25 protein-coding genes and 1 pseudogene are annotated in these 26,385 nt (G+C 45.5%); 14 read left to right on the forward strand and 12 right to left on the reverse strand.

What is annotated here, in order from left to right; all coding sequences use genetic code 11:
• Positions 1 to 22 precede the first annotated feature (22 nt).
• Positions 23 to 751: a surfactin biosynthesis thioesterase SrfAD gene (gene srfAD / locus bslm_RS01965; protein WP_003234568.1), complete on the forward strand. Its 729-nt coding sequence runs from the start codon at positions 23 to 25 to the stop codon at positions 749 to 751.
• Positions 752 to 851: 100 nt separating this feature from the next.
• Complete coding sequence (locus bslm_RS01970; RefSeq protein ID WP_038428347.1) at positions 852 to 2,078, forward strand: MFS transporter; 1,227 nt, start codon at positions 852 to 854, stop codon at positions 2,076 to 2,078.
• A gap of 14 nt (positions 2,079 to 2,092) precedes the next feature.
• On the opposite strand, the pseudogene bslm_RS01975 reads toward bslm_RS01970, so the two are convergent.
• Positions 2,093 to 2,649 (reverse strand): annotated as a pseudogene (locus bslm_RS01975) (YcxB family protein).
• A 53-nt stretch (positions 2,650 to 2,702) separates the two neighbouring features.
• Positions 2,703 to 3,641, reverse strand: coding sequence for a DMT family transporter (locus bslm_RS01980; RefSeq protein WP_046380783.1), 939 nt, complete (start codon positions 3,639 to 3,641; stop codon positions 2,703 to 2,705).
• 123 nt (positions 3,642 to 3,764) lie between these two features.
• Here bslm_RS01980 and bslm_RS01985 point away from each other — a divergent pair, with 123 nt between their 5' ends.
• Positions 3,765 to 5,099, forward strand: a complete 1,335-nt coding sequence (locus bslm_RS01985; RefSeq protein WP_003246711.1) for an aminotransferase-like domain-containing protein — start codon at positions 3,765 to 3,767, stop codon at positions 5,097 to 5,099.
• Here the strand turns inward: bslm_RS01985 and bslm_RS01990 are convergent.
• The 6 genes from bslm_RS01990 to bsdA form a co-directional block, all read right to left on the reverse strand.
• Positions 5,094 to 5,768: a 4'-phosphopantetheinyl transferase gene (locus bslm_RS01990; protein ID WP_003246659.1), complete on the reverse strand. Its 675-nt coding sequence runs from the start codon at positions 5,766 to 5,768 to the stop codon at positions 5,094 to 5,096. The genes bslm_RS01985 and bslm_RS01990 overlap by 6 nt on opposite strands.
• 104 nt (positions 5,769 to 5,872) lie before the next feature.
• On the reverse strand, positions 5,873 to 6,520 hold the full coding sequence (locus bslm_RS01995) for a YczE/YyaS/YitT family protein (RefSeq protein WP_003246558.1): 648 nt from the start codon (positions 6,518 to 6,520) through the stop codon (positions 5,873 to 5,875).
• Positions 6,521 to 6,840: 320 nt separating this feature from the next.
• Positions 6,841 to 7,584, reverse strand: a complete 744-nt coding sequence (gene tcyC, locus bslm_RS02000; RefSeq protein ID WP_003246629.1) for a cystine ABC transporter ATP-binding protein TcyC — start codon at positions 7,582 to 7,584, stop codon at positions 6,841 to 6,843.
• 13 nt (positions 7,585 to 7,597) lie between these two features.
• Positions 7,598 to 8,302: a cystine ABC transporter permease TcyB gene (gene tcyB / locus bslm_RS02005; protein ID WP_003234541.1), complete on the reverse strand. Its 705-nt coding sequence runs from the start codon at positions 8,300 to 8,302 to the stop codon at positions 7,598 to 7,600.
• On the reverse strand, positions 8,289 to 9,095 hold the full coding sequence (gene tcyA, locus bslm_RS02010; RefSeq protein ID WP_003246699.1) for a cystine ABC transporter substrate-binding lipoprotein TcyA: 807 nt from the start codon (positions 9,093 to 9,095) through the stop codon (positions 8,289 to 8,291). Before tcyA ends, tcyB begins: the two co-directional genes overlap by 14 nt.
• A 115-nt stretch (positions 9,096 to 9,210) precedes the next feature.
• Positions 9,211 to 10,083 (reverse strand): transcriptional regulator BsdA, encoded by an 873-nt coding sequence (gene bsdA / locus bslm_RS02015; RefSeq protein ID WP_003246552.1) that lies wholly within the window; start codon positions 10,081 to 10,083, stop codon positions 9,211 to 9,213.
• An 89-nt stretch (positions 10,084 to 10,172) separates the two neighbouring features.
• Between bsdA and bslm_RS02020 the strand changes: the two genes are divergently transcribed.
• From bslm_RS02020 to bslm_RS02040, 5 genes are all read left to right on the forward strand, one after another.
• Entirely contained in the window at positions 10,173 to 10,787 is a 615-nt protein-coding gene (locus tag bslm_RS02020) for a non-oxidative hydroxyarylic acid decarboxylases subunit B (RefSeq protein WP_009966530.1), read from the forward strand.
• A gap of 2 nt (positions 10,788 to 10,789) precedes the next feature.
• Positions 10,790 to 12,211, forward strand: a complete 1,422-nt coding sequence (gene bsdC / locus bslm_RS02025) for a phenolic acid decarboxylase BsdC (protein ID WP_003246683.1) — start codon at positions 10,790 to 10,792, stop codon at positions 12,209 to 12,211.
• A 16-nt stretch (positions 12,212 to 12,227) separates the two neighbouring features.
• On the forward strand, positions 12,228 to 12,455 hold the full coding sequence (bsdD, locus tag bslm_RS02030; RefSeq protein ID WP_010886405.1) for a phenolic acid decarboxylase subunit BsdD: 228 nt from the start codon (positions 12,228 to 12,230) through the stop codon (positions 12,453 to 12,455).
• Entirely contained in the window at positions 12,452 to 12,916 is a 465-nt protein-coding gene (locus bslm_RS02035) for a pyridoxamine 5'-phosphate oxidase family protein (RefSeq protein WP_009969257.1), read from the forward strand. The genes bsdD and bslm_RS02035 overlap by 4 nt, the downstream gene beginning before the upstream one ends.
• A 66-nt stretch (positions 12,917 to 12,982) precedes the next feature.
• Complete coding sequence (locus bslm_RS02040) at positions 12,983 to 13,828, forward strand: alpha/beta fold hydrolase (RefSeq protein ID WP_003246662.1); 846 nt, start codon at positions 12,983 to 12,985, stop codon at positions 13,826 to 13,828.
• Positions 13,829 to 13,867: 39 nt separating this feature from the next.
• On the opposite strand, the gene bslm_RS02045 is transcribed toward bslm_RS02040, so the two are convergent.
• On the reverse strand, positions 13,868 to 15,346 hold the full coding sequence (locus bslm_RS02045) for a peptide MFS transporter (protein ID WP_003246610.1): 1,479 nt from the start codon (positions 15,344 to 15,346) through the stop codon (positions 13,868 to 13,870).
• Positions 15,347 to 15,625: 279 nt separating this feature from the next.
• Here bslm_RS02045 and bslm_RS02050 point away from each other — a divergent pair, with 279 nt between their 5' ends.
• Positions 15,626 to 17,380: a right-handed parallel beta-helix repeat-containing protein gene (locus bslm_RS02050; protein WP_003246729.1), complete on the forward strand. Its 1,755-nt coding sequence runs from the start codon at positions 15,626 to 15,628 to the stop codon at positions 17,378 to 17,380.
• Positions 17,381 to 17,395: 15 nt separating this feature from the next.
• Here bslm_RS02050 and bslm_RS02055 read toward each other — a convergent pair whose 3' ends face one another.
• Positions 17,396 to 17,617 (reverse strand): YczF family membrane protein, encoded by a 222-nt coding sequence (locus bslm_RS02055; protein WP_003246546.1) that lies wholly within the window; start codon positions 17,615 to 17,617, stop codon positions 17,396 to 17,398.
• A 125-nt stretch (positions 17,618 to 17,742) separates the two neighbouring features.
• Here bslm_RS02055 and gerKA point away from each other — a divergent pair, with 125 nt between their 5' ends.
• Genes gerKA through gerKB form a run of 3 tightly spaced genes read left to right on the forward strand, consistent with a single transcriptional unit; the run spans position 17,743 to position 21,736 of the window.
• Positions 17,743 to 19,377 (forward strand): spore germination protein GerKA, encoded by a 1,635-nt coding sequence (gene gerKA / locus bslm_RS02060; protein ID WP_046380784.1) that lies wholly within the window; start codon positions 17,743 to 17,745, stop codon positions 19,375 to 19,377.
• Positions 19,367 to 20,590, forward strand: a complete 1,224-nt coding sequence (gerKC, locus tag bslm_RS02065) for a spore germination protein GerKC (protein WP_003246578.1) — start codon at positions 19,367 to 19,369, stop codon at positions 20,588 to 20,590. The genes gerKA and gerKC overlap by 11 nt, the downstream gene beginning before the upstream one ends.
• 24 nt (positions 20,591 to 20,614) lie before the next feature.
• Complete coding sequence (gene gerKB / locus bslm_RS02070; protein ID WP_032726536.1) at positions 20,615 to 21,736, forward strand: endospore germination permease GerKB; 1,122 nt, start codon at positions 20,615 to 20,617, stop codon at positions 21,734 to 21,736.
• A gap of 104 nt (positions 21,737 to 21,840) precedes the next feature.
• Here gerKB and bslm_RS02075 read toward each other — a convergent pair whose 3' ends face one another.
• Both bslm_RS02075 and bslm_RS02080 read right to left on the reverse strand, forming a co-directional pair.
• Positions 21,841 to 22,521 (reverse strand): ABC transporter ATP-binding protein, encoded by a 681-nt coding sequence (locus bslm_RS02075; RefSeq protein WP_038428353.1) that lies wholly within the window; start codon positions 22,519 to 22,521, stop codon positions 21,841 to 21,843.
• A 15-nt stretch (positions 22,522 to 22,536) separates the two neighbouring features.
• The gene (locus bslm_RS02080; RefSeq protein WP_038428354.1) at positions 22,537 to 23,997 is read right to left on the reverse strand and encodes an ABC transporter permease; all 1,461 of its coding nucleotides are present in this window, start codon (positions 23,995 to 23,997) and stop codon (positions 22,537 to 22,539) included.
• A gap of 212 nt (positions 23,998 to 24,209) precedes the next feature.
• On the opposite strand from bslm_RS02080, the gene yclJ reads away from it, so the two are divergent.
• Together yclJ and yclK are read left to right on the forward strand one after the other, a co-directional pair.
• Positions 24,210 to 24,893 (forward strand): two-component system response regulator YclJ, encoded by a 684-nt coding sequence (yclJ, locus tag bslm_RS02085; protein ID WP_015482792.1) that lies wholly within the window; start codon positions 24,210 to 24,212, stop codon positions 24,891 to 24,893.
• The gene (yclK, locus tag bslm_RS02090; RefSeq protein ID WP_082098066.1) at positions 24,880 to 26,301 is read left to right on the forward strand and encodes a two-component system sensor histidine kinase YclK; all 1,422 of its coding nucleotides are present in this window, start codon (positions 24,880 to 24,882) and stop codon (positions 26,299 to 26,301) included. Before yclJ ends, yclK begins: the two co-directional genes overlap by 14 nt.
• Positions 26,302 to 26,385: the final 84 nt, after the last annotated feature.

Raw genomic sequence — 26,385 nt, forward strand, 5'->3', positions numbered from 1 at the left:
TGATGAAAGGAGGAGACAGCCAATGAGCCAACTCTTCAAATCATTTGATGCGTCGGAAAAAACACAGCTCATCTGTTTTCCGTTTGCCGGCGGCTATTCGGCGTCGTTTCGCCCTCTCCATGCTTTTTTGCAGGGGGAGTGCGAGATGCTCGCTGCCGAGCCGCCGGGACACGGCACGAATCAAACGTCAGCCATTGAGGATCTCGAAGAGCTGACGGATTTGTACAAGCAAGAACTGAACCTTCGCCCTGATCGGCCGTTTGTGCTGTTCGGACACAGTATGGGCGGAATGATCACCTTCAGGCTGGCACAAAAGCTTGAGCGTGAAGGCATCTTTCCGCAGGCGGTTATCATTTCTGCAATCCAGCCGCCTCATATTCAGCGGAAGAAAGTGTCCCACCTGCCTGATGATCAGTTTCTCGATCATATTATCCAATTAGGCGGAATGCCCGCAGAGCTTGTTGAAAATAAGGAGGTCATGTCCTTTTTCCTGCCTTCTTTCCGATCAGATTACCGGGCTCTTGAACAATTTGAGCTTTACGATCTGGCCCAGATCCAGTCGCCTGTTCATGTCTTTAACGGGCTTGATGATAAAAAGTGCATACGAGATGCGGAAGGGTGGAAGAAGTGGGCAAAAGACATCACATTCCATCAATTTGACGGCGGGCACATGTTCCTGCTGTCACAAACGGAAGAAGTCGCAGAACGGATTTTTGCGATCTTGAATCAGCATCCGATCATTCAACCGTGATCAAAAGCGGACAGCTTCGGCTGTTCCGCTTTTTTTGTGTTGAATGCCAATTTCTGCATGGTATAATAGTCGAAATACTCAAATAAAGGCAGGTCGAAACATGCGCACGTCTCCCAGGATGAAATGGTTTGTATTGCTGTTTACGTTTGTTTTCGCCATCGGAATGAACTCATTCAGAAATTCCTTTCAATTTTTTATGCTGCCAATGGCAGACGCCTTCCATGCCGACAGGTCGCTGATTTCGGTTTCTGTCAGCATTTTTATGATCACAACCGGCATCGTCCAGTTTTTTGTCGGTTTTTTTATCGACCGTTTCAGTGTCAGAAAAATTATGGCGCTGGGAGCTGTTTGCATCAGCGCAAGCTTTTTGGTGCTTCCTTATTCACCGAATGTTCATGTGTTTTCCGCCATTTACGGTGTGCTTGGCGGAATCGGGTATTCCTGCGCGGTCGGCGTGACGACCCAGTATTTCATCAGCTGTTGGTTTGACACACACAAAGGTCTGGCGCTTGCTATTTTGACCAATGCCAACTCTGCGGGCCTGCTGCTTCTCTCGCCCATTTGGGCTGCGGCTCCGTATCATGCCGGCTGGCAGAGCACCTATACCATTTTGGGAATCGTCATGGCGGCTGTTCTGCTGCCGCTCCTCGTCTTTGGGATGAAGCACCCGCCACATGCGCAAGCGGAAACTGTGAAAAAATCTTATGATTGGCGAGGGTTTTGGAACGTGATGAAGCAATCCCGCCTCATTCATATCCTGTACTTCGGCGTGTTTACTTGCGGATTTACAATGGGAATTATTGATGCTCACCTCGTCCCGATACTGAAGGATGCGCATGTCTCTCATGTCAACGGAATGATGGCCGCGTTCGGGGCATTTATCATCATTGGCGGATTATTGGCGGGCTGGCTGTCAGATCTCCTCGGCAGCAGAAGCGTCATGCTATCCATCTTATTTTTCATTCGGCTGCTCAGCCTCATTTGCCTGCTCATTCCCATTCTCGGAATTCATCACAGCGACCTTTGGTACTTCGGGTTTATCCTGTTATTCGGGCTCAGTTACACAGGCGTGATCCCGCTGACCGCGGCGTCAATTTCGGAAAGCTATCAAACAGGATTGATCGGATCGCTGTTAGGCATCAATTTCTTTATCCATCAGGTTGCCGGAGCTCTCAGCGTGTATGCGGGCGGTTTGTTTTTTGACATGACTCATGGTTATTTGCTGATTGTCGCTGTGTGCATTGTGTTTGTGGGTTTATCGGCTGTAATAGAGCTGGTGCCGTTTTTCAATAAACAGAAGGCAAAAGAAACTCACCATTCAATATAAAAGGATCAGCACTGTCAATGCTGATCCTTTTTAAATTTGAGTTTTTTTGTTCCGGTATTTTTAAGGATAATCTTCTTGAATCTATTCATCTCCACTTGGGAATGAAAAAATGTTTTGGGATCGCAATATATTGGCTGCTGGATGTATTGATGCGGAAGATATTCTTATATTCGAAAACAGCTGTGATTTCATCCCAATTGAAAATGAGGTCATATTTTTTAGAACATATACGAATTCCTTCTTGGTTCAGAGTATATGTTCTTTTAGATTTCATCCGTTCGTTCTTCTTGTATGCTCTGGAAAACTTCACATATAGAAGAAGGAGAAGCAGCAGTGTAAACAGAACGGACATCACGATAATCAACATACTGTTCATAAACAAGTTAAGCGCGTCACTGCCATAAACGATACGGGGCCATCCGTTAATGAAGTTAACTGCAGCAAATATGGCGCAAAACAACAGAAAGTAAAAGCATGATATTTTTGCGATTTGATAAAAAAAGATTTCTCTTACATCCTTAAAAGCGATTTCTCCTGGAAGATTGATACTTTCACTAGCATATTGAATCATACGGTAAACCTACACCTCTAACCATGTTTTTCCTTTCAGTCTAGCATAATTTCTCATTTTTTTGCAGGCATACCAAGGCGCTTTGTTTTTTTCTCCAGATTGATATTGCTCCCCACCACGCCAATCATAATACAAACAGCCCCGGCAAGATGATACCAGGCCAGGCTTTCGTTGAGAATCAAAACTCCTGCAATCATCGTCACAATGGTAGATACATGATTAAAAGCGCTCATTTTAAACGCCTCAATTCGCGACAGCGTATAGTTAGACAGAAACGAAGTAACAAGTGAAGACAGCACGCCCAAATACACAATGGCGAGAACGAAGCCGGGCTCCCGGAACGGCAGAAAATAAGTGCCGACTGTTCCCGCCGCTCCGTGACGCACAAGGGCGATGGCGTTGAAGACGACAAAGCCGATGGCTGACATGATGTAGGTGAGCTCGGTCAGCTTGAACCGCTGCGTCATTTTTCTGGCAGCAGTATTGTACATCGCTGAAGACAAAGCGGACAATAGGATCAGCAAAGACCCTTTTAAGCTGGCTGATTCCACGTCAACGCCTTTCATCACAAAAATAAACATGACGCCGGCAACGGATAAAACCGTGAACCCCTTTTGGGTCCACGTTGGGCGTTCCTTTAAAACATAAGCGGCAAAGACCATCGTGAAAATCGGAATGGCTGCCTGAATAATTCCCGCTTCAGAGGAGGACGAGTACACAAGGCCAAATGCCTGAAAGCTGAAAAATAACGCGGGATACAGCAGGGCGAGCGGCAAAATGGCAATGACGTCCTTTACGCGGATTGATAGCTTTACCCAGCCGAATAAGATCGGTACAGTGGCCGCAGCAAACGCAATGGTGAACCGATGCGCCAAAATATCAAACGGCTCTGCTGTTTGCAGTGCGATTTTTACGAATAGAAAGGATAAACCGATAATGAACGAATATAAAATAGCCGCTATATAAGCGGGGGTTTGCTGATGTTTAACCATAATGGGAAGGGCTCCTTTACCTGAATTGCAGCGCCGGTCGCTCCCTTTATTGTATGGCCGCGGTCAGAACGGTACAATGAGAAAAACAATGAACTGTACCGGTACAAAACAGGGGGAGAAGGCATGGAGAAATATATGAGTCTATTAACGAGGATAGAGGAGATGATGCAAAGCACCTCATATCAAGAAGGAGACAGGCTTCCATCTATCCGTCAGCTGTCCGCCCGCTACCAAGTCAGCAAAAGCACAGTGATCCGCGCGCTGCAGGAGCTGGAAAAGCGCCACCTTATCTATTCTGTTCCGAAAAGCGGCTATTATATTGTGAAAAAGTCAGGGAAATCAAAAAGCGGGCAGCCTGGCCCCATCGACTTTGCCACATCTGCGCCGGATCCCGATGTGTTTCCGTATCTTGATTTTCAGCACTGCATCAACAAAGCGATTGATACATACAAAAACGATTTGTTTATTTATGGGACGCCAAAGGGGCTTCCATCACTCATCCGCGTACTCCGAAAGCTCTTGGCCACTCAACAGGTATTTGCGGATGAACGGCATATTTTCATTACATCAGGTGTCCAGCAGGCGTTATCCTTGCTTTGTGCCATGCCGTTCCCAAATGGGAAAGAGAAGATCGCCATTGAACAGCCGGGCTACCATTTGATGGTCGAACAGCTTGAGACACTTGGGATTCCCGCCATCGGGGTGAAACGAACGGAAGAAGGGCTTGATATAGCCAAGGTTGAGCGGTTATTTCAAACAGAATCGATTAAATTTTTTTATACGATGCCGCGCTTCCATAACCCGCTTGGGTGCTCATTGTCAGAGCGTGATAAACAGGAGCTTGTGAGACTGGCAGAAGCGTATGATGTCTATCTCGTTGAGGATGATTACCTCGGTGATCTGGAGGAAAATAAAAAGGCAGATCCGCTGTACGCATATGATCTGTCCTCACATGTCATCTATTTGAAAAGCTTCTCGAAAATGATGTTCCCCGGCCTCCGCGTGGGGGCGGCTGTTTTGCCCGAAGCGCTGACTGACACGTTCTATGCGTACAAAAAGCTGAACGACATCGACTGTTCGATGATTTCTCAAGCGGCATTGGAGATTTACCTGAAAAGCGGTATGTACGGCAGGCATAAGGAGAAAATCAGAGATTCTTATAAAGAGCGGTCGCTGAGGCTACATCAAGCCATTCGAACTCACAGGCAGCTGGGAAGCGGACGCTTTACGTTCTCCAGCGGGCAGGCACCCTGTATGCACACCCATCTGGTGCTTCCTCAGGATCTGCCCGCCTCAAGAGTGATTCATAGACTGGAAAAACAAGGGGTTCTCCTTGAGGCGATAGACCGTCATTATTTATCAGATTATCCGAAAGAAAATCTATTAAAAATCAATATTTCCAATGTGAAAACGGAAGATATTGAGCGCGGTGTCAAGCTGTTGATGAGCCATTTATAAAAGCTCTTCGTACGAGACCATTGTGATATCCTCGGGGAAATCAGGGTGTACGGCGCATACAGCCATTTTGTAGCCGGGATCGACCTCATACGTTTTGATATAGCATGGGGAATGGCTGTCCGGAAGCTCAATGGATACTTGTCCGTCCTGGTGCAGGCGCACTGAAAAGGAATCAAGCGGAAGCGATAAGCCTTTGCCTTCCTGTTTGATAAAGCTTTCTTTCATTGACCATAGATGATAAAAATAGTCTGTCTGCTCGTCCTTGTCTTTTGCTAAAAGGTCGCTGTACTCTGTTTTTGAAAAGAAGCGCTTGGCGATCTCAAGGCTGATCGGTTTCGTTTTTTCGATATCTATGCCGATCGGCTGTGAATCAAACGCGCAAATGACCCAGCGTCCGGAGTGAGAAATGTTGAAATGAGCGTCGGGAAGATCAGGGATGCACGGCTTCCCGTATTCCTGCGTGCTAAAGCGGATATCGGATTTGTCCAACTGATACTGCCTGCTTATGACTGAGCGAACGAGCACATCTCCCAGCAGGGTGCGGTGAGCATCTTCTTTATGATAAAATCTCCGGCATTTCTCCCGTTTTTCAGGTGATATGAAAGACATGAACCGTTCATTTTCTTCCTGTGAAAGCGGGCGGTCCATATAAATTCCGTAAATCTTCATTCTAGATCCTCCGTCTGCAAAAGATTGTCAAAACCATCCTATCATACTTCCACAAGACTCATATAGAGGAGAAAATAAAAAAACAAAGCCAAGGCGGCTTTGTTTTAGTGTACAGGCGGAGATGCTTTCACTGCGGCTGTCCGCCTTGCCACAGCATAATTCAGCAACTGGATTGACTGGGGCAATGAAAAACGCAAAATAAGTCCGGTGAGGATGGCGGTCAAAATGGTGCCAAAACCGATCGGTCCGCCCATGCCCCATGCCGCAAACAAAATGGTTAATTCCATGCCGTTCCGCACCCATTGCACATTCCAGCCGGTTTTTTCTGTAATCAGCATCATCAGTGAATCACGCGGCCCCGCGCCAAGGCCTGCTGATACATAAACACCGACGCCGTAACCAATCAGCACCACGCCTAGAGAGAAGACGATGATCGAGCCTGTGTAGGTCGAGAGGGCAGGCAGAATGAAATTGAAAAAATCTATAAATACACCAATGAGCACCATATTCAGGAGGGCACCAATTTTCGGCCAAGCTCTCGTAAACAATGACGTGAATCCGACGATGAGCGCTCCAATAATGATTGACCACTGGCCGACGGTAAGCCCGAAGTGCTGAAACAGGCTGTAATGAAATGCATCCCACGGACTAATGCCGAGTGCTTTTCCTTCTATCGTCAGGGATACACCAAAAGCCAAAATGATCAAACCGGCAAAATAAAATGTCCAGCGCAGAACAAGTTCTTGCTTCACGTGAGGTCCCTTCTTTCGTAAAAATCAGTCGATTGTCATTGTAGCACATCTGACAGAAGGGCGGAATAGGCGAAAGGGGCTCAACAAAAAAACAGGGCCGCCGGAGGCGCCCTGTTTCAGCGTGTTGGCAAACCCTTGCATTCGTTGTCAGGCCTGTGCTTCGGTGCTCACGAATTTAACATTAGCTGTGCTCCAATGCTCGCCCTTCCTAGACTTCAAAGGTTTTCAATCACGCTGAAAATCACAAAATCCTAAAACGAATATCGTTTTAGGATTTTGTCAATAATCTGAAACAGGGCGCTGACGCTCTGTTTTTCTTATTACAGCGGGTTCAAAATCCGGTTTAAGAACCGCTGTGTCCGTTCTTCTTTTGGTGCGGAGAAAATTTGCTCCGGCGGTCCCTGCTCCACGATAACGCCGCCGTCGATGAAGATGACTTCATCCGCAACCTCCTGCGCGAACTTGATTTCGTGGGTCACGACGACCATGGTCCAGCCTTCATTGGCCAAGTCCTTGATAACCTTCAGCACCTCTCCGACAAGCTCGGGATCAAGCGCTGAGGTCGGTTCGTCAAACAGCATGAGCTCAGGCTGTATCGCCAGTGCGCGGGCGATGCCGACGCGCTGCTGCTGGCCGCCGGAAAGCTGGAACGGATATAAATCCATTTTGTCCTTCAATCCGACTTTATCAAGAAGCTGAATCGCTTCTTTTCTGACTTCCTCTTTGTTCCGTTTTTGCACCTGAACAGGGCCCTCCATCACGTTTTCGAGGGCTGTGCGGTGCGGGAACAGGTGATACGCCTGAAACACCATTCCGGATTTTCGGCGAAGCTTTAGGATATCCGCCTGTTTCACCTTTTTGGAGAAATCGATGGAGAAATCATCAAATGCAAGCTCTCCGCGATTCGGGATCTCCAGAGCGTTCAGGCAGCGGAGCAGCGTCGTTTTCCCTGAACCTGAAGGCCCAAGTATGGCGATGACTTTTCCTTTTTCAATCTTCATATCTATCTTTTTTAAAATTTCATTTTCACCGAATGATTTGTTTAATCCTTTAACGGTAAGCATACTCGGAACCTCCTTATTTGGCCACGTAGCGGTCAAGACGCCGTTCGATGACATGCTGGACGAGTGAGAGCAGGAAGCAGATAATCCAATAAATAAAGGCTGCTTCAATATAGATCACTAAAATTTGATCAAGATTCCGCGCGCCGATTTCCTGGGCTTTTCTGAACAGCTCAGCGACCAGAATTTGAGAGGCGAGGGATGTATCTTTAATCAGGCTGATAAAGGTATTGGATAATGGCGGGATCGACACACGAAACGCCTGCGGCAAAATGACGCGGAACAGCGTTTTTTGATGTGTCATGCCAATTGTGTAGCCGGCTTCCCATTGCCCTTTCGGCACGGATAAAATAGATGCCCGAATGATTTCAGATGCATAGGCGCCGACGTTTAATGAAAAGGCGATAACTGCGCTTGGAAATGGATCTAATGTGACGTTAAAGGCCGGGAACAGATAGAAAATGATGAACAATTGAACGAGAAGAGGAGTGCCGCGTATTGCGGATACGTATACGCTGAACACCCATCTCAAAGGTCTCACTTTCGACATTCTGGCAAGCGCCGTAATCAGCGCCAGGATCATTCCGAATATAAAGGAAAGAATCGTAAGGGGAATCGTATAGTAGATTCCCCCTGAAAGTATCGGCCAGAATGACTGCTGCACCAGATCCCACGGGATCGCCGTGCCAAGCGTCAATGCCGGCAGATTATTTAGAAACATCTTCGCCGAACCATTTTTTAGAAATTTTAGAAAGAGTCCCGTCCTCTTTCATTTCTTTTAATGCTTTGTTGACTTGATCAACAACCTCGCCGCTTCCTTTACGGAACGTGAAATATGTTGACTGAGGCTCACCTGTTTCAAACGCGATTTTCACGTTTTTATTGCCAGATGTTTTTAAGTAGTTCAATACGGCAAGCTTATCGTTGTATGTCATATCGACGCGGCCTTGCTGGATCATTTGAAGGGCCTGCGCCATGCCTTCAACGCCTTCTACTTTAGCGCCGGCATTTGTAGCTAATTTGTTGTAGTTGCTTGTCAGTGATTGAGCTGACGTTTTTCCTTTTACATCTGCTTCAGACTTAATATCGTTGTTGTCTTTTTTCGTTACGACAACGGCTCTTGATGTTGTGTATTTATCTGAGAAATCATATTTGTCTTCACGATCTGTTTTTCCGACTTGGTTGGCAACAACGTCAAACCGTTTGGAATTCAGGCCGGCAAACATACTGTCCCATTGTGTTTCCTTAAAGTCGACTTTAAGCCCGAGGCGTTTTGCGACTTCTGTGATAACTTCGACATCATAGCCAGTCAGTTTATCAGTGTCTTTGTCGTGGTAAGTGAACGGCTCATATGTTCCTTCCGTTCCGACTGTGAGCACACCTTTTTTCTTAATTGAAGCCCAAAGATCGCCATCTTTGGCATTATCTTTTGACTGATTGTCATTTCCTGCTCCGCAAGCTGCAAGAGCTGCAATACTTACGACCATGAATAAAGCCAATAATGCTTTTTTCATCTTATTCCCCACTTTTCTGGTTGATTTTATTGAAATAAAAAATTAGCTTACAAATCTAAAGGATAACTTTTTTTTAGTATGAGTCAAGTATTTGGTTTTCATAAGACAAAATCTTTTAAAATAAATCCAAAAATTGCTGTGCCGGTTTAGGCAAATAACTGTCCGTTCTCCACATGACAGCCGGTGTCATAATGAAGGGATTATTTTCGATATGGACGGTGTGAACGTGATTTCTCATATGAACGGGAATCATTGTGACAGGCAAAATAGACGCGCCGAATCCGGATGACACGAGGCTGAGCAAAGTTGCAGAGTCGTGGCATTCACAAACAATGCGCGGCTCCAGGTTCAAACGATGAAATTCATTCATGACCTGATTATAGACGCCTTTTCCGTTGACAGGCCGCAGCAGGATCAGCGGAAATGAAGGAATGTCCACCATCTTAATGGTGTCTCCGCACGGATATCCGGCTTCATCTGAAAGCACGAGCACACATGGAATGTCATCAAGCTGCTTGAATTGTACTGTGTCACTTTTGATCAGTGTTGTCGTGACCGCCGCATCGATTTGCCGGCTTTCCAGCAGTTCCAACAGTGTCGCGGGTTCATTTTCCCAAATATTAAAGGTGAGATGGGGGTATCTCTCTTTGATCTGTGTTACTTTTTCAAGCATCAGAGCCGCGCAATAAATCGTTGATCCCACGGCAAGTGTACCGGCTACTTCCTCCTTCAGCTCCTGTACCTCAATGACTGCATCTTCAAACCTATGCAGAATCTCTTTTGCTCTTTTTAGAAAAACAGCTCCTTCATATGTAAGAGTCATTTGTTTTTTCTTGTTACGGTCAAACAGAACAACACCAAGTTCGTCCTCCAGCTGTTTGAGCTGCCTGCTTAAAGGCGGCTGCGCCATGTGAAGCTTTTTGGCTGCGGACGTAATTTTCTGTTCTTGGGCAATGGTAATGAAGTATCGAAGCTGGCGAATATCCAAAAGAAAGCGCCTCCTTATCATACCTTTTAGGTATTAATTATAGATTTAATAGATATTTTTCATATGGATATATCAGGAGTATGATTGAAATGAAAGCAGAATTCAAGCGTAAAGGAGGGGGCAAAGTGAAACTCGTTGTCGGAATGACAGGGGCAACAGGGGCCATTTTCGGGGTCAGGCTGCTGCAGTGGCTGAAGGCCGCCGGAGTGGAAACCCATCTCGTTGTGTCTCCTTGGGCAAACGTCACGATCAAACACGAAACAGGCTATACGTTACAAGAAGTAGAACAACTGGCCACATACACTTACTCACATAAGGATCAGGCGGCAGCCATTTCAAGCGGGTCGTTTGATACCGATGGAATGATTGTTGCGCCGTGCAGCATGAAATCTCTCGCAAGCATTCGCACAGGAATGGCGGATAATCTGCTGACACGTGCGGCGGATGTCATGCTCAAGGAGAGAAAAAAACTCGTCCTCTTAACGAGAGAGACGCCTTTGAACCAAATTCATCTCGAAAATATGCTAGCGCTTACGAAAATGGGCACCATCATTCTTCCTCCGATGCCGGCATTTTATAATCGGCCGAGAAGCTTAGAGGAAATGGTTGACCATATTGTTTTTAGAACGTTGGACCAATTCGGCATTCGGCTTCCTGAAGCGAAGCGCTGGAATGGGATTGAAAAACAAAAAGGAGGAGCTTGATCATGGCTTATCAAGATTTCAGAGAATTTCTCGCTGCCCTTGAAAAAGAAGGACAGCTGCTTACAGTGAATGAAGAGGTAAAGCCGGAACCGGATTTAGGGGCCTCCGCACGGGCAGCCAGCAATCTTGGCGATAAAAGCCCTGCGCTCTTATTTAACAACATTTACGGCTATCATAACGCGCGAATTGCGATGAATGTCATCGGCTCTTGGCCAAACCATGCCATGATGCTGGGCATGCCGAAAGACACACCGGTAAAAGAACAGTTTTTTGAATTCGCAAAGCGTTATGACCAGTTTCCGATGCCGGTCAAACGTGAGGAAACAGCGCCATTTCATGAAAATGAAATCACAGAAGATATCAATTTGTTCGATATACTGCCTCTTTTCAGAATTAACCAGGGTGATGGAGGCTACTATTTAGACAAAGCATGTGTCATTTCCCGTGATCTTGAGGACCCTGACAACTTCGGCAAACAAAATGTCGGCATTTACAGAATGCAAGTCAAAGGAAAAGACCGCCTTGGCATTCAGCCTGTCCCGCAGCACGATATTGCAATCCATCTGCGCCAAGCTGAAGAACGCGGCATCAACCTTCCGGTCACTATTGCGCTCGGCTGTGAGCCGGTCATTACAACGGCGGCATCGACTCCGCTTCTCTATGATCAATCAGAATACGAAATGGCAGGTGCGATTCAAGGCGAACCATATCGCATCGTCAAATCAAAGCTGTCTGATCTTGATGTTCCGTGGGGCGCTGAAGTGGTGCTTGAAGGTGAGATTATTGCCGGAGAGCGCGAATATGAAGGGCCGTTCGGTGAATTCACAGGCCATTATTCCGGCGGACGCAGCATGCCGATTATCAAAATTAAACGCGTCTATCACAGAAACAATCCGATCTTTGAACATTTATACTTAGGCATGCCTTGGACAGAATGCGATTACATGATCGGCATTAACACATGCGTGCCGCTTTATCAGCAGTTAAAAGAAGCGTATCCGAACGAAATTGTGGCAGTGAACGCCATGTACACACACGGTTTAATCGCGATTGTTTCCACAAAAACCCGCTATGGCGGATTTGCGAAAGCGGTCGGCATGCGCGCACTCACAACGCCGCACGGACTCGGCTACTGCAAAATGGTCATAGTCGTTGATGAGGATGTCGATCCATTCAACCTTCCGCAGGTCATGTGGGCGCTTTCGACCAAAATGCATCCGAAACATGATGCGGTCATCATTCCGGACTTATCTGTCCTGCCGCTTGATCCGGGATCCAATCCATCAGGAATCACTCACAAAATGATTCTAGACGCCACTACACCGGTTGCGCCGGAAACAAGAGGCCATTATTCACAGCCGCTTGATTCTCCGCTAACAACGAAAGAATGGGAACAAAAACTAATGGACTTAATGAATAAATAAGGAAAGGATGTTCGAAATGCATACATGTCCTCGATGCGACTCAAAAAAGGGAGAAGTCATGAGCAAATCGCCTGTAGAAGGCGCATGGGAAGTTTATCAGTGCCAAACATGCTTTTTTACATGGAGATCCTGTGAACCGGAAAGCATTACAAATCCCGAAAAATACAATCCAGCGTTTAAAATTGATCCAAAGGAAACAGAAACAGCAATTGAAGTTCCGGCGGTGCCGGAACGAAAGGCTTGATCCGCGTGAACTGTATGTCAGACCGTCTCTTTGAGCTGCTTGACGGGAGCTGCCTGAATGAGAAGCAGCATGAGGCCTTCGTTCTGCAAACAGTATCAGAGGATGGCTGGCCGCATGCCGCTATGATCAGTGCAGGTGAAATCATCGCGCTGAGCCGAACTGATATCCGAATCGCTCTGTGGAAAAACACAATGACTTCGGCCAACATCCTTCGCACAGGAAAAGCACAGTTCACGGCGTGGTGGAAGGGAGCGGCCTATTATGTAAAGCTTGAATGCGCGCCTTTACCGCCTTTGAAAGATGCCGAATATGAAAGAGACCGTTTTTCCTGCCGCATCGTTTCAGTGAAAGAGGACGTTGCGAAATACGCTGATTTGACTTCAGGTGTCCGTATACAGCTTCACAGCCCTGAAGAGGTGCTGAGCAGATGGAAAAAGACCCTGGAAGATTTAAAACGGTAATATCGATAGCCTGACGCCATGCGTCAGGCTTTTTTTATATAATGAAAACAAAAGGGGGCGTGAGAAATGGAACGTGCGGGGATCTGTCACTCGGACGGCTTTGATTTAGCTTATCGAATTGAGGGCGAGGGCGCACCCATCCTTGTGATCGGGAGTGCGGTTTACTATCCGCGCCTTTTTTCCTCAGATATCAAACAGAAATATCAATGGGTCTTTGTCGACCATAGGGGATTTGCTAAGCCTAAGCGGGAGCTTCGTGCGGAGGATTCGAGGCTTGATGCCGTCTTGGCTGATATCGAAAGGATGAGAACATTTCTTCAGCTTGAGGATGTTACTATCCTGGGACATTCCGGGCACGCTTTTATGGCTTTAGAGTATGCCAGGACATATCCCAAACAAGTTCGGAAGGTGGCGCTCTTTAATACTGCGCCTGATAACAGTGAAGAAAGACAGCGAAAAAGCGAATCATTTTTCATGGAAACAGCCAGTCTTGAGAGAAAGAAACGCTTTGAAAAAGACATCGAGAATTTGCCGCAGGACATCGACAAAGATCCTGAAAGGCGCTTTGTGCACATGTGTATTCGCGCTGAAGCGAAAAGCTTTTATCAAGAGCGGCCGCATGCTGCTGCCTTATGGGACGGTGTATTCACGAATATGCCGATCATTGATGAATTATGGGGCAATACATTTGCCCGGATTGATCTTCTTCAGCGGTTAGCTGATGTTCGTATGCCGGTGTATATCGGATTAGGGAGATATGATTATTTGGTTGCGCCCGTTTCGCTATGGGATGCTGTTGACGGTTTATATCCCCATGTTGATAAGGTTATTTTTGAAAAGAGCGGCCATCAGCCGATGCTGGAAGAACCGGAAGCCTTTGATCAAAGCTTCAGGAAATGGCTTGATCAATAAAAAACAGCCCGCAGATCAACATCCGCGGGCTGTTTCTGATTATAAGACCCCTTTCATCGCGCGTTTGATCACCGGCGAGAGCAGCAGGAGAATGCCGCCAAGAACGATAGAAATCAAACCGATGGTGCCGAAGTACATTGTTTCAGGAATTTTATCAAACAATCCGGCTACTTGGGCATTGATCGCTTGGGCTGCTGCGTTCGTCAGAAACCACATACTCATTGTCTGTGCAGAGAAGGCAGCTGGTGCCAGTTTCGTTGTCACGGATAAACCGACTGGAGACAGGCACAGCTCTCCAAGCACGACAAGCAGGAAGCTGAGAACGAGCCAAAGCGGGCTTACGAGTGCTTCTTTTCCTTGCATAGCAGGGAATACCATAATGATAAATGACAATCCGGCTAAAATAATTCCGATTGAGAATTTAACTGGTGTAGACGGCTGACGTTTGCCAAGCTTCATCCAGAGCCATGCGAATATTGGCGCAAAAATGACAACAAACAATGGATTTAATGATTGGAACCATGATGACTGAAGTTCGAATCCGCCCAATGAAAGTCTTATGCGTTCATCAGCGTATACCGCAAGAATGGTCGCTCCCTGTTCCTGAATGGCCCAGAACATGACAGCACCGATAAACAAAGGAACGTAAGCGGCAAGACGGGATTTTTCTGTTTTGTCCGCTTTTTTGCTTGTAAACATGATGATGAAATAAATCACAGGAATCAAAATACCGAGAATACTTACAAGGTCAATGAAACGTTTGATCGTCAGCACGCCTGTTTGTACAGAGATAATCACTGCGATCGCCACAATGATAACACCGATTCCGGTGCCAATTGCAGATTTTTTAGACAGCGGATTCGGCACATTGGAACCTGCAAGCCCGAGGTTTTTCTTTCTTGTCAAAGCAAATACGATAAGTCCGAGAAGCATTCCGACCGCGGCAGCTCCGAATCCGAGATGATAGTTGTACTTCTGTCCGAGTGTTCCGACAATTAACGGCGCGAGTAAACCACCGAGGTTAATCCCCATGTAGAAAATACTGAAACCTGAGTCGCGGCGCGGGTCTTCTTTCGTGTAAAGATCCCCAACTACGCTTGAAACGTTTGGTTTTAATAAGCCTGTTCCGACAATGATAAGCACCATACTGATATAGAATGCTATCGAACTGCCCGGATAGGCGAGTGCAATGTGGCCGAACATAATGAATATGCCGCCGTAAAACACGGTGTTTGCGGTACCGAATACCCGGTCAGCGAGCCATCCGCCAATAATGGTGGACATGTATACGAGTGATCCGTAAATCGACATAATGGCAACCGCAGTGCCCTTGTCAAAGCCGAGCCCTCCGTTTACCGTCTCTGTATACAAATAGTAAAGTAAGATTGCTCTCATTCCATAGTAAGAGAAACGCTCCCAAAATTCGGTGAAAAATAGTGTAAATAGTCCTCGCGGGTGACCAAAGAACCCTTTTTGCGGGACGCTTTTAATGATACTTTCGTTATCAATCGAAGCCATGTCAGCCAAACCCTTTCTAAAAAAAGTGTATTATAAAAATCATATTCTTATATAATACTTGTGTCAATATAATTTATACTCATTTCAAATAGTTCCATATTGGAAAAATTATAAATACCTAAAAATAGTGATTTCCTCCTAATTTTTAAACTTTTTATCGTGAGATTTTCTTACACAACTATTCCTTTATATTTTTTTAATAAAATTTTAGAGAAATGTACAAGCAGATCGGGCCTTTGTGAGTAACATGATAGTAATCATAGAGAAGGAGGCTCGCAATTGGCTGAATTCATATTAAATGCAGCGGATTTCGGTGTTCCTAGAGATGGTAAAACGGATTCGACAGAACGGATTAATCAGTGCCTCAGTACAGCTGTTTCGAAAGGCTATCATACTGTCTGGTTTCCAAAGGGAACATATTTAATAGACGCAACGCTTGGCGGAGATCTTAATCAGAGGTTTCGAAACGCGGGGATCATTGTTCCCGGCAACCTTGAGATTATGATGGACCCCGAATGTATCATGAAAGTGATACCGAATAGTTCGTGGGGTTATTCCGCATTTTATGTAGGCAAGCAAGAGAATATAACCATTTCCGGAGGACAAATTATCGGCGAACGGGATGAGCATACGTATGCCTCGGCGGGGATAAGGTCAACCCATGAATGGGGCTTTGGCATATGTATTGAAGGATGCTCGAATGTTGTCATTGATGATGTGAAAATTTCCGATTTTACCGGCGATGGGATCATAGTCAGCCCAAGGGGATTAAAGACCAATCAAGATTATCGAACGTCAGAGCAAATTATCATCCGCCGCTGTGAGGTTCGGCGGTCGAGGAGAAATAACATTTCCATTACCGGATGTGACATGGTCACGGTGGAGGAATGCTTGATTGAAGATGCCGGAACGGGGAATGGAACAGCGCCGAAATTCGGAATTGACATTGAAGGATATGGCGAAGGTGACGTTGATTATGAGGAACCGATTAATGTATCAATTCGCAATAACCACTTTGTTGGAAACGTTTCAAGTTCTGTGACCAATTTTAACGGGTATGGCATTTTAATAGAAGGAAATCACTCAGACAATACAATCAGCTACGGATATGGGACGCAAACAGTGATCAAGGGCAATATTCTGAGACGCCCTGAAGACGCGGCGGCTGCGCCAAGAGTCGGGATAACCGGACTCGGTGTATCACAAGGAAAAGAGACCAGTGATGCAGTGATCGCTGGCAACCTCATTACCGGATTTTCAACTGGAATTGATGTCAGGGGAAAGAGCGTTCTTGTGACGAACAACAAAATCAGCAACTTTGAAAACACAGGGATATTGGTTTATCAGTCCTCCGACGTAAAGGTAGACGGAAACCAAATTCAAAACGGACTGTCTGAAACAAGGCGCAGCATCGGTCTTCGCGCAGTGCTGTCAGATGACATCGCATTTCTGAATAACTGTCTCATTCAAGTCGTTGACGGTGTGAACGTTTCCGGCGGAAATATGATCATTAAAGATAATCTCCTGAGAAAATTCAGCCGGGGCATTTGGATTGCTCAAGGGAACGCGGTGATTGAAGGGAATACACTGAATCCTGACGCGTTTGAAGCAGTGCCGGAATCATATTCTGTTTCCGTCACAAACAATGCCGGCGCCATCATCAAAAACAATACATTTAAAGAGTTCAAAAATTACCCCATTTATTGCTCCACAAGTGCAAAAACCTCAATTATCGGCAACCACTTAGAGCGATCCCCGCTTTTGGTCACCATCTATATCAGCGCAGGTGTGCATGAGATTTTTGATAATACCATTTCAGTCAACAGAACAGCCGGGAATCCGATTGTGATTTATCTCAATGGCTCTGCAGGCTCTATCATCTCTGGAAACACCATCAATAACCTCTCCGCGGGCACTGCGACAGCTATTCAAACAAACACGTCAACCAATTCCAAAATCATCGGCAACCGCATTTTTAAAGGGACCATCAACAAACACAGCAGTGATACAATAGACGGCAATATGATTGTCTGAAAAAAGCGCCCCCCTTTAGGGGTTCTTTTTTTTCGATTTATAGATCACGTACATTTCTCTCACAAGTACTAACACAAAAAATAAAAGCACGACCCATTCCGCAAATGTTGTCATCTTAAAGCTGGACATATTGTTATAAACGGCTTTTGTTAAACTGAACCCTTGAAGCATGTCCATCAACACAGAAATAGCTAATAAACAAATTAATATGAATCCGGTCACGCCCAATATCTTCATGCTTCATCATCCTCCGCTTTTAGTGTCTATCTTTGGCGGAGAAGTTATACCGCATCTAACCCTAATGCATAATCTCAATTTTAAAAGGAAGAATATGAGAAAACGACAAGGAAAGGTATTTGTGTATGCCTTTATTTTCTAAGCGAAAGAACAATACCGATTCAAAAGACAAGCAGAATACAGACGAAAGGAATCAGGAACAGCAGCAAGAAAAAGAAAGGCCGGTTCTCATTTCTCCAAGTTTGGCAAAGAATATAGCGGAAACGAAAAAGGAAGTCGGAAGTAGCTCTGACGTCATCATTCGCGAGATTAAAATCGGGGAGCAGGATCATGTCCATTTGGCTGTTATTTATATTGCAGGCCTGGTCGATAATAACACAATCCATGAGTCGTTAATCGATCCTTTGGTACAGGATGAGTCTATCCAGAATTCCCATGCGATCCAGCAAATTCTTGAAAAAACGCTCCCGCTGGGCGGAGTGAAAGCGGAAAAGAGCTGGGACAAGCTTTTTTCCGAGTTAATGCTCGGCAATGCGCTCATTTTTGCCGATGGCTATGCCGAAGCGCTGATTTGCAGCACTCAAGGGGGAGAGCAGCGCTCTATCCAAGAGCCGAGCACCCAGGTGTCATTCCGCGGCCCGCGCCAAGGGTTTACAGAATCTCTGCAAACCAATATTTCCATGATTCGGCGATACATTAAAAATCCCAATTTATGGGTCGAAAAAATGAAAAAAGGTTCTGTTACGAATACGGATATCGCTCTCATGTACATTCAAGGAATATGTGATGAAAAGGTGCTGAAGGAAGTGAAACAGCGCCTGGAAAAAATAGATATTGACAGTATTTTGGAATCTGGATATATTGAGCAGCTGATTGAAGATGAAACCTTTACGACGTTTCCGACTATGTATCATACAGAACGCCCTGATGTTGTAGCGGGTAATCTGTTAGAAGGAAGATTCGCGATTATTGTGGACGGAACACCGTTTGTGCTTATTGCCCCAGCCTTATTTGTCCAGTTTTTTCAGTCTGTTGAGGATTATTATTCGCGTTTTGACATTGCGACAAGCATAAGAATTCTTCGTGTTTTAGTCTTTTTCATTTCGCTTGTGGCACCAGCTGTATACGTGGCAGCCACGACGTTTCATCAAGAAATGATACCGACTCAGCTGTTAGTGGTCATTGCGGCCCAGCGGGAAATTGTCCCGTTTCCGGCTGTTGTGGAGGCGCTGACGATGGAGGTTGCTTTTGAGATTCTGAGGGAAGCGGGAGTCAGGCTGCCCCGGGTTGTCGGCTCGGCAGTGTCAATCGTAGGCGCGCTCGTAATCGGCCAGGCTGCCGTACAGGCTGGTATCGTCTCTCCGGCAATGGTGATTATCGTGGCACTCACCGCGATTGCGAGCTTCGCAACACCGGCGTTTGCAATGGCGATTTCAGCCCGGCTTATTCGGTTTATCTTTATTATTGCCTCAGCTGTTATGGGTTTTTACGGGCTGATTTTAGGGATCATTATGATGTTTGTCCACTTATGCAGTCTTCGTTCATTCGGCGTTCCATATATGTCGCCGCTTGCACCTTTTTCTTCACAAGGCGTAAAGGACGCGCTTTTCCGGGTTCCGTGGTGGGCCGATGAAAAAAGGCCGGAATCGGTCAGCAAGGAAGATAAGGTGCGGCAGGGGAAAGATCAACGCCCAGAGCCGGCCGCTTCACGAGGAATGGTGAACAAAGATTTGGAAGAAGGGGATCAGAATGGTACGTAAATGTCTATTAGCCGTTCTCATGCTTTTGAGCGTCATTGTGCTGCCCGGCTGCTGGGATAAGCGGGAGCTGACGGATCTTGCGATTATCTCGGCGATTGGCATCGATCGGACAAACGACAGCAACTACGTGCTGCATCTTCAAATTATCAATCCAGGAAATGTTGCCGGCGGCCTTCAGGGAGGCGGTGCTGGAGACAGGCCGCCTGTATCTGTCTATTCGATTGAAGGTAACAATATAACGGAAGCACTCAGAAAAGCCTCCATGAAGGTATCACGGCGGCTTTATTTTGCCCATACCAATCTAGTCGTGATCAATGAAAAGCTGGCAAAAGAAGAAGGTTTGGATTTTGTATTAGATAATCTTGACCGGGACACAGAATTCAGGACAACAGCAACATTCGTCGTTGCCCATAAAACAAAAGCAGAAAATATTGTGAAAATCTTGACGCCGATTGATAAAATTCCGTCAAATAAAGTCAATAAAACACTCGATTTCACGGAGGCACAATACGGGCGGGTGGTCAAAATCAATATTCAGGACGTTTTGAAAACACTTGCCGCCAACACTATGGCACCGGTCATCCCCGGATATATGATGATTGGTGACGATAAAAAAGGAGTCAGCATGGAAAACACGCAGGCGACTGACCCGAAAGCCATTCTTCAGGCAGATGGTTTGGCGGTTTTTGATAAGGCAGGATATTTAAAGTATTGGCTGGAAGATGATGAAAGCGTGGGGGCAGTCTGGCTTATGAATAAGATCCAGCATACGTTTATTAATGCTGACTGGGGCAAGACGAAGGATGCGGTCAGCTTGCAGGTTACCCATCAAGATACAAAGCTGGTACCGAAAATGCGGAACGGACGCCCGTACATCCATGTGAAAGTGTCGGTTGAAGGTATTATAGATGCTGTCAAATACCCTTTCCAATTGTCTGATCCCAAGGTGCTGGCCGCTATTGAAAAAGCGCTCAACAAAGAGCTTGAAAAGGAAATCAGCCATACTGTGAAAAAGATTAAGAAGAATAAAATAGATTTTATCGGTTTTGGTGACACGATATATAGAAAGTATCCGGAGCAGTGGGAGAAAATGAAGGACACTTGGGACAAAGAATATTTGCCGGAACTGCCCATCGATGTGAAGGCCGAGACGTATATCAGAAGGACGGGATTGCGAAACAATCCGATCAAACACCAGTTTAAAGATGATTAGGTCTGAAGAAAGGGGAAGTGACAGATGGAAAAAGCCAGAATAAGCATAAGGCAGCTGTTTGTCATGATTATCATTTTTGAACTGGGCAGCTCCTTATTGATTACACCGGGCTCGATGGCGGGCAGGGATGCTTGGATAGCAGTTTTATTAGGCTGTGCGATCGGACTGTTTCTTTTCTATTTGTATCAAGGCATTTATCAATGTTATCCGAATTCTTCTCCGAAAGAATATATGGATGATATGCTGGGAACCAAGCTGAGCTGGCTGTTTTCATTTCTCTATATCTTGTACTTTGCCTATATTGCCGCAAGGGTGCTGCGTGACTTTGGAGAAATGCTGCTGACGTTTGCTTATCATGATACACCTATCATTATTGTAAATGCTTTATTAATGGTAGTAAGCATATATGCCGTAAGAAAAGGAATTGAAGTACTCGCACGCGCGGCCGAACTTCTTTTCGGGGCCATGTATTTACTGGGCGCGATCGGCCTTGTGCTGATTATTGTCTCAGGGACTATAGACCCGCACAATTTAAAGCCGGTTTTGGCAAACGGTATCTCTCCTATCCTTCACTCTGTTTTCACGCAGACCATGTACGTTCCATTTGGTGAAGTTGTTTTATTTGTGATGATTTTCCCTAACCTGAATGACAGAAAAGATGTGAAAAAAATGGGGATGATCGCCATGGCTATTAGCGGATTGGTTGTGGCGCTCACCGTGGCGATTAATATCAGCGTGCTTGATGTTGATCTTACACTCAGATCCCAGTTTCCGCTTTTAAGCACGATCCAGACAATCAAGGTCGAAGAATTTTTAGACCGACTCGATGTCTTTTTTATGCTGGCGCTGATCATCGGGGGCTTCTTTAAGGTCAGCCTCTACTTATATGCCACTGTGGTTGGGACATCTACGCTCTTTAAGGAAAAGAATCCCTCTCAATTGGCTTATCCGATGGGATTGGGCATCTTAATCCTTTCTATAACGATCGCGACTAACTTTTCGGAGCACTTGAATGAAGGCCTGAATGTGGTGCCGCTGTATATTCATTTGCCTTTTCAATTATTGTTTCCGCTCTTTCTGTTTATTGTGGCTGTTTGGAAAAAGAAACGAAGAGAGAAGTCAAAAGGGGCGGAAGCAAAAAAATGATAAAAAGAGCGGGGGGATGCAGCCGCCGCTCTTTTTATGTTCACTTCTATATAAAAGGGGGATATAGGGTGCGCCCCTGTCTGCACTGGCAGAGGCGCGTTTTGTTATACGACTGCGACGTTTTCCTTCACAGTAAAACTTCCTCTTGAAAGTCTGATATTGATGTCTGACACTTTTGCAATTTGTTCATCGTGCGTCACCATAATGACGCATTTATCTTCCTTGTGCGCCAGATCCTGAAAGAGCCGTACGATCTCTTTTGATGTGTCCTCATCAAGGTTTCCGGTCGGTTCATCGGCTACGATAAGATCCGTGTCACAGCAGAAAGCCCTTGTAATTGATACCCGCTGCTGCTGTCCGCCGCTCAGTGTGAGCACTTTTTGCCGGGCTTGTTTTTCGTTGATGCCAACCTTCTGCAGCATGTCAAGCGCATATGATTCTTTGTTCTTTTCTTTAGAACCTGTGATTTCCATAGCGGTTGTGACGTTCTGCAAAGCCGTCATATACGGGAGCAGGTTGTACGCCTGAAAGACGATTGATACATATTGATTTCTGAAATTGGTTAAGCCGATTTTAGAAACCGCTTTTCCGCCGTAAAGGATGTTTCCTTCTTTTGGTGCGTCAAGTCCGCCTGCCAGAGACAGGAAAGTGGTTTTCCCCGTCCCTGATGTGCCGACGATTGTGTAGAATTTGCCTTTTTGAAAGCTGATGTTAATATCCTGAAACAATGGCTGGCTTTTGTCTTTATACCAGTAGCCGACTTGCTGAAATTCTAATAAGCTCATAGGTTCCGCCTCTTTCTATTCTTGTTTTGTCAATATCGTTTTCGGATGAAGCCGCAGTACTGAAATTGACGGCAGCAATGTTGCAATGATTGCGATTAGGATGCCGATCCCGCCAAGAATAAGCATGTCGTTCATAGAAACCGCGACGTTCAGTGAATCGATAACGTCCACGTTTGATGAACTATGGCCGAACATTCTGCTGCCCATGCCGCCACCGCCGCCGGGCATTTGTCCGCTTGCGGTTTGCGTTGAATCGGTTGATGAACTGATCTGCTGGGATAAAAGCTGATTTCCAAGCTGATTCGCGACGAGATTTCCCGTCACAGATGCAAGGCCGATAGCGATAACGGCCACAATCAGAATCTCAGTCAAGAACTGTCCAATCAATTTCCATCGTTTTTCACCGATGGCCATTAACACGCCCATTTCGTATTTGCGCTCCCTGATTGACATCATGACAATCAGGCCAAGGATGACGGCGCCTGCCACTGATACAAGATACACCACGTTTTTAGAGAAAGAAGCTACATTTTCAATCGGTCCGACCATTTGCTGGTAAAGCTGATCGTTTGTATTCAGTGTGTACGTATCGAAGTCAATTGATGTTTTCTTCGCTGCTTTTACGAAAGCATCCATATTTTTCGCGTCGTCCATATAGTAAACAGCTGAGTCAATCGTATTTTTATAGTCGTCGCCTTTCAGCGCCGCTGTTGCTGTGTAAGGCGTATAAAGCTTGTTATAAGGATTTAAGAAAGAGAAATTTTGGGCTTGGTCATCACCAGAAGATGTTGTTTTATAAATACCGACGATCTTCAGTTTTACTGTTGTATCCTCATCCGTTGCTGATTCAATTGTGATCGAATCGCCAACGCTTAAATCATTTTCTTCCGCTAATGTTTCGTTGATCACTGTTACTTTTTTGCCGACATCTGATTTTGTAATCGCGCGTCCGTCTGTGATTTTTGAATCTCCGTCAGAGAAATCATCGACTAACGCTGTGCTGATGACACCTTCAATAGAAAGATCAGCTTGAACCATTTGCGGTCCGCCTTGTCCTCCGCCTTGACTGTTTTTAGCGTTTGAGCTTGAACTGCTGGAGCTGGAATCACTTGAACTAGAGCTTTCAATCGCATCAAAGTTTCCCGCGTTGGCTGAAGCTGATGTGGTGTAATTGTAGCTCTTCACATGATCAAGCGCTGCAAGCTTATTCGCATCAGACACTTTGATCGGTGTGGATTCGAAGCTGCGCTTTTCACCGCTGTCCTGCTGTTTTTCCATTTGCTTTTGGCGGTCAACCTGAAGTGTCACGCTTCCGCCGAGTTCCTGTCTGGCCAGTTCGCTTGACTTTTGTGCTGCCGACTGGATGGTGAGGCCTGATAGAACAAAGACACATATGACTGTAAACACAAATAATTGCAATAACGTTTTTCCCTTTTTAGCCTTCATATTCCAAAAGGCCCGTTTGATAAAGTTCATTTATGTTCCTCCGTATAGGTATTTTTATTGATAAGACCACCTCTGGGGCGCGTCCCCTTGCTGATAAATTAATAGTAGTCCAAAGGTATGAAAAAAATATGAACAATCTATTTCTAGTTGATGAAATAAAAACTAACAATTGTGAAACGCAAAACCTTCTGTTTAAAATGGTGCTATTATATAAAAAAGCATCAAAACAACCGGAGGATATAATGAAAATATTAATGATAGAAGATAATGTTAGTGTATGTACGATGACGGAGATGTTCTTTTTTAAAGAAGGTTTTGAAGCGGAATTCGTTCATGACGGGTTAGAAGGGTACCAGCGTTTTACGGAAGAAAATTGGGATCTGATCATTTTGGATATCATGCTTCCATCTATGGACGGCGTGACCATCTGCAGAAAAATAAGAGAGACAAGCACGGTGCCGATTATCATGCTGACTGCCAAAGACACTGAATCAGATCAGGTCATCGGGTTTGAGATGGGGGCGGACGATTATGTCACAAAGCCGTTCAGCCCGCTGACATTGGTTGCCCGCATCAAAGCCGTCATCAGAAGATACAAGGCGACAGGCAAAGCGGTTATTGATGAAGATATGATCGAATCAGAATGCTTTACCATTAATAAGAAGACGAGAGAAGTATTATTAAACGGAGAGCCTGTAGAAAATCTCACGCCGAAGGAATTCGATCTGCTTTATTACCTTGTCCAAAATCCGCGGCAGGTGTTCTCCAGAGAACAGCTGCTCGAGCAGGTATGGGGCTATCAGTTTTATGGAGATGAACGAACGGTTGACGTTCATATCAAACGGCTGCGTAAAAAGCTTGCCAGCGAGGACAAGCCTTTCCTGTATACTGTGTGGGGAGTAGGGTATAAATTTGATGAAGATTAAATATTTATATCAGCTGCTGCTAAGCCATATCAGCATTTTGATTTTAGCGTTTGTCATTATCATTTCTCTGTTTTCCCACTTTGTGAAGGAATTTGCCTATCAGAACAAAGTAGAGGAATTGACGTCATATGCGGTGCAGATTGCAAATGAATTCCAATCCGGCCAGGTGGACATGCGCAGGCTCTATCCTTATCAGGACATTTTAAGCACAAGAAAGACGCAGTTTATCATCTTTAATGAAGAGCAGCAGCCTTATTTTCTTCCTGAAGGCTTTCATCACCCACCAAGGGAACAGCTGAAGAAATCAGAATGGAATAAGCTGAAAAAAGGGCAGACTGTCATGATCAGGGCAGATGGCCGTTTTGATGATGAAGTGTCCCTTGTGGCGCAGCCTATATTTGTTCAGAACGAATTTAAAGGCGCCGTTCTGCTGATTTCTCCGATCAGCGGTGTTGAACAGATGGTCAATCAGGTCAACCTCTATATGTTTTACGCTGTGATCAGCACGCTTGTGATTACGATTCTTGTGAGCTGGCTTCTGTCCAAATTCCATGTCAAGCGGATTCAAAAGCTGAGAGAAGCGACAGATAAAGTGGCTTCCGGCGATTATGACATCCATTTGGAAAACAGCTACGGGGACGAAATCGGCATACTGGCGTCTGACTTTAATATCATGGCGAAAAAACTAAAGCAGTCAAGGGATGAAATCGATCGCCTTGAGAAGCGGAGAAGGCAGTTTATCGCTGACGTGTCACATGAATTAAAAACACCGCTGACGACGATCAACGGTTTGGTTGAAGGGTTGAACAGCCATACGATTCCTGAGGATAAGAAGGATAAATGCTTCTCGCTGATCAGTGAGGAAACGAAGCGCATGCTGCGGCTCGTAAAAGAAAATCTGGATTATGAAAAAATCAGATCCCAGCAAATTACCTTGAACAAGCTAAACGTTCCTCTGATCGAGGTGTTTGAAATCGTGAAAGAGCACTTGCAGCAGCAGGCGGAAGAAAAACAAAACAAGCTGATGATCCAGGTAGAGGATCACGTCATCGTACATGCCGATTATGACCGGTTCATTCAAATTCTCGTCAACATTACGAAAAACAGCATCCAATTTACGAAAAACGGTGACATTTGGCTGCGCGGAATGGAAGGTTATAAAGAGACGATTATTGAAATTGAAGACACGGGTATCGGCATTCCAAAAGAGGATATTGAGCATATTTGGGAGCGATTCTATAAAGCAGATATTTCAAGAACGAACACGGCATACGGTGAATACGGACTCGGTCTCTCGATCGTCAAGCAGCTTGTTGAAATGCACCAGGGCACAGTAGAAATCAAGAGTGAAGAAGGGAAAGGCACAAAGTTCATCATCCGCCTTCCTTTAACGGCAAAACAGCAATAGCATACAGGGCGGCGGCATCATCTGATGGAGCCGCCTTTTTTGCACACCGCTTCGGTTTATTGCGTGCTCCCGAAAACAAAGATT

Source organism: Bacillus sp. LM 4-2, assembly GCF_000978495.1.
Taxonomy (GTDB): domain Bacteria; phylum Bacillota; class Bacilli; order Bacillales; family Bacillaceae; genus Bacillus; species Bacillus subtilis.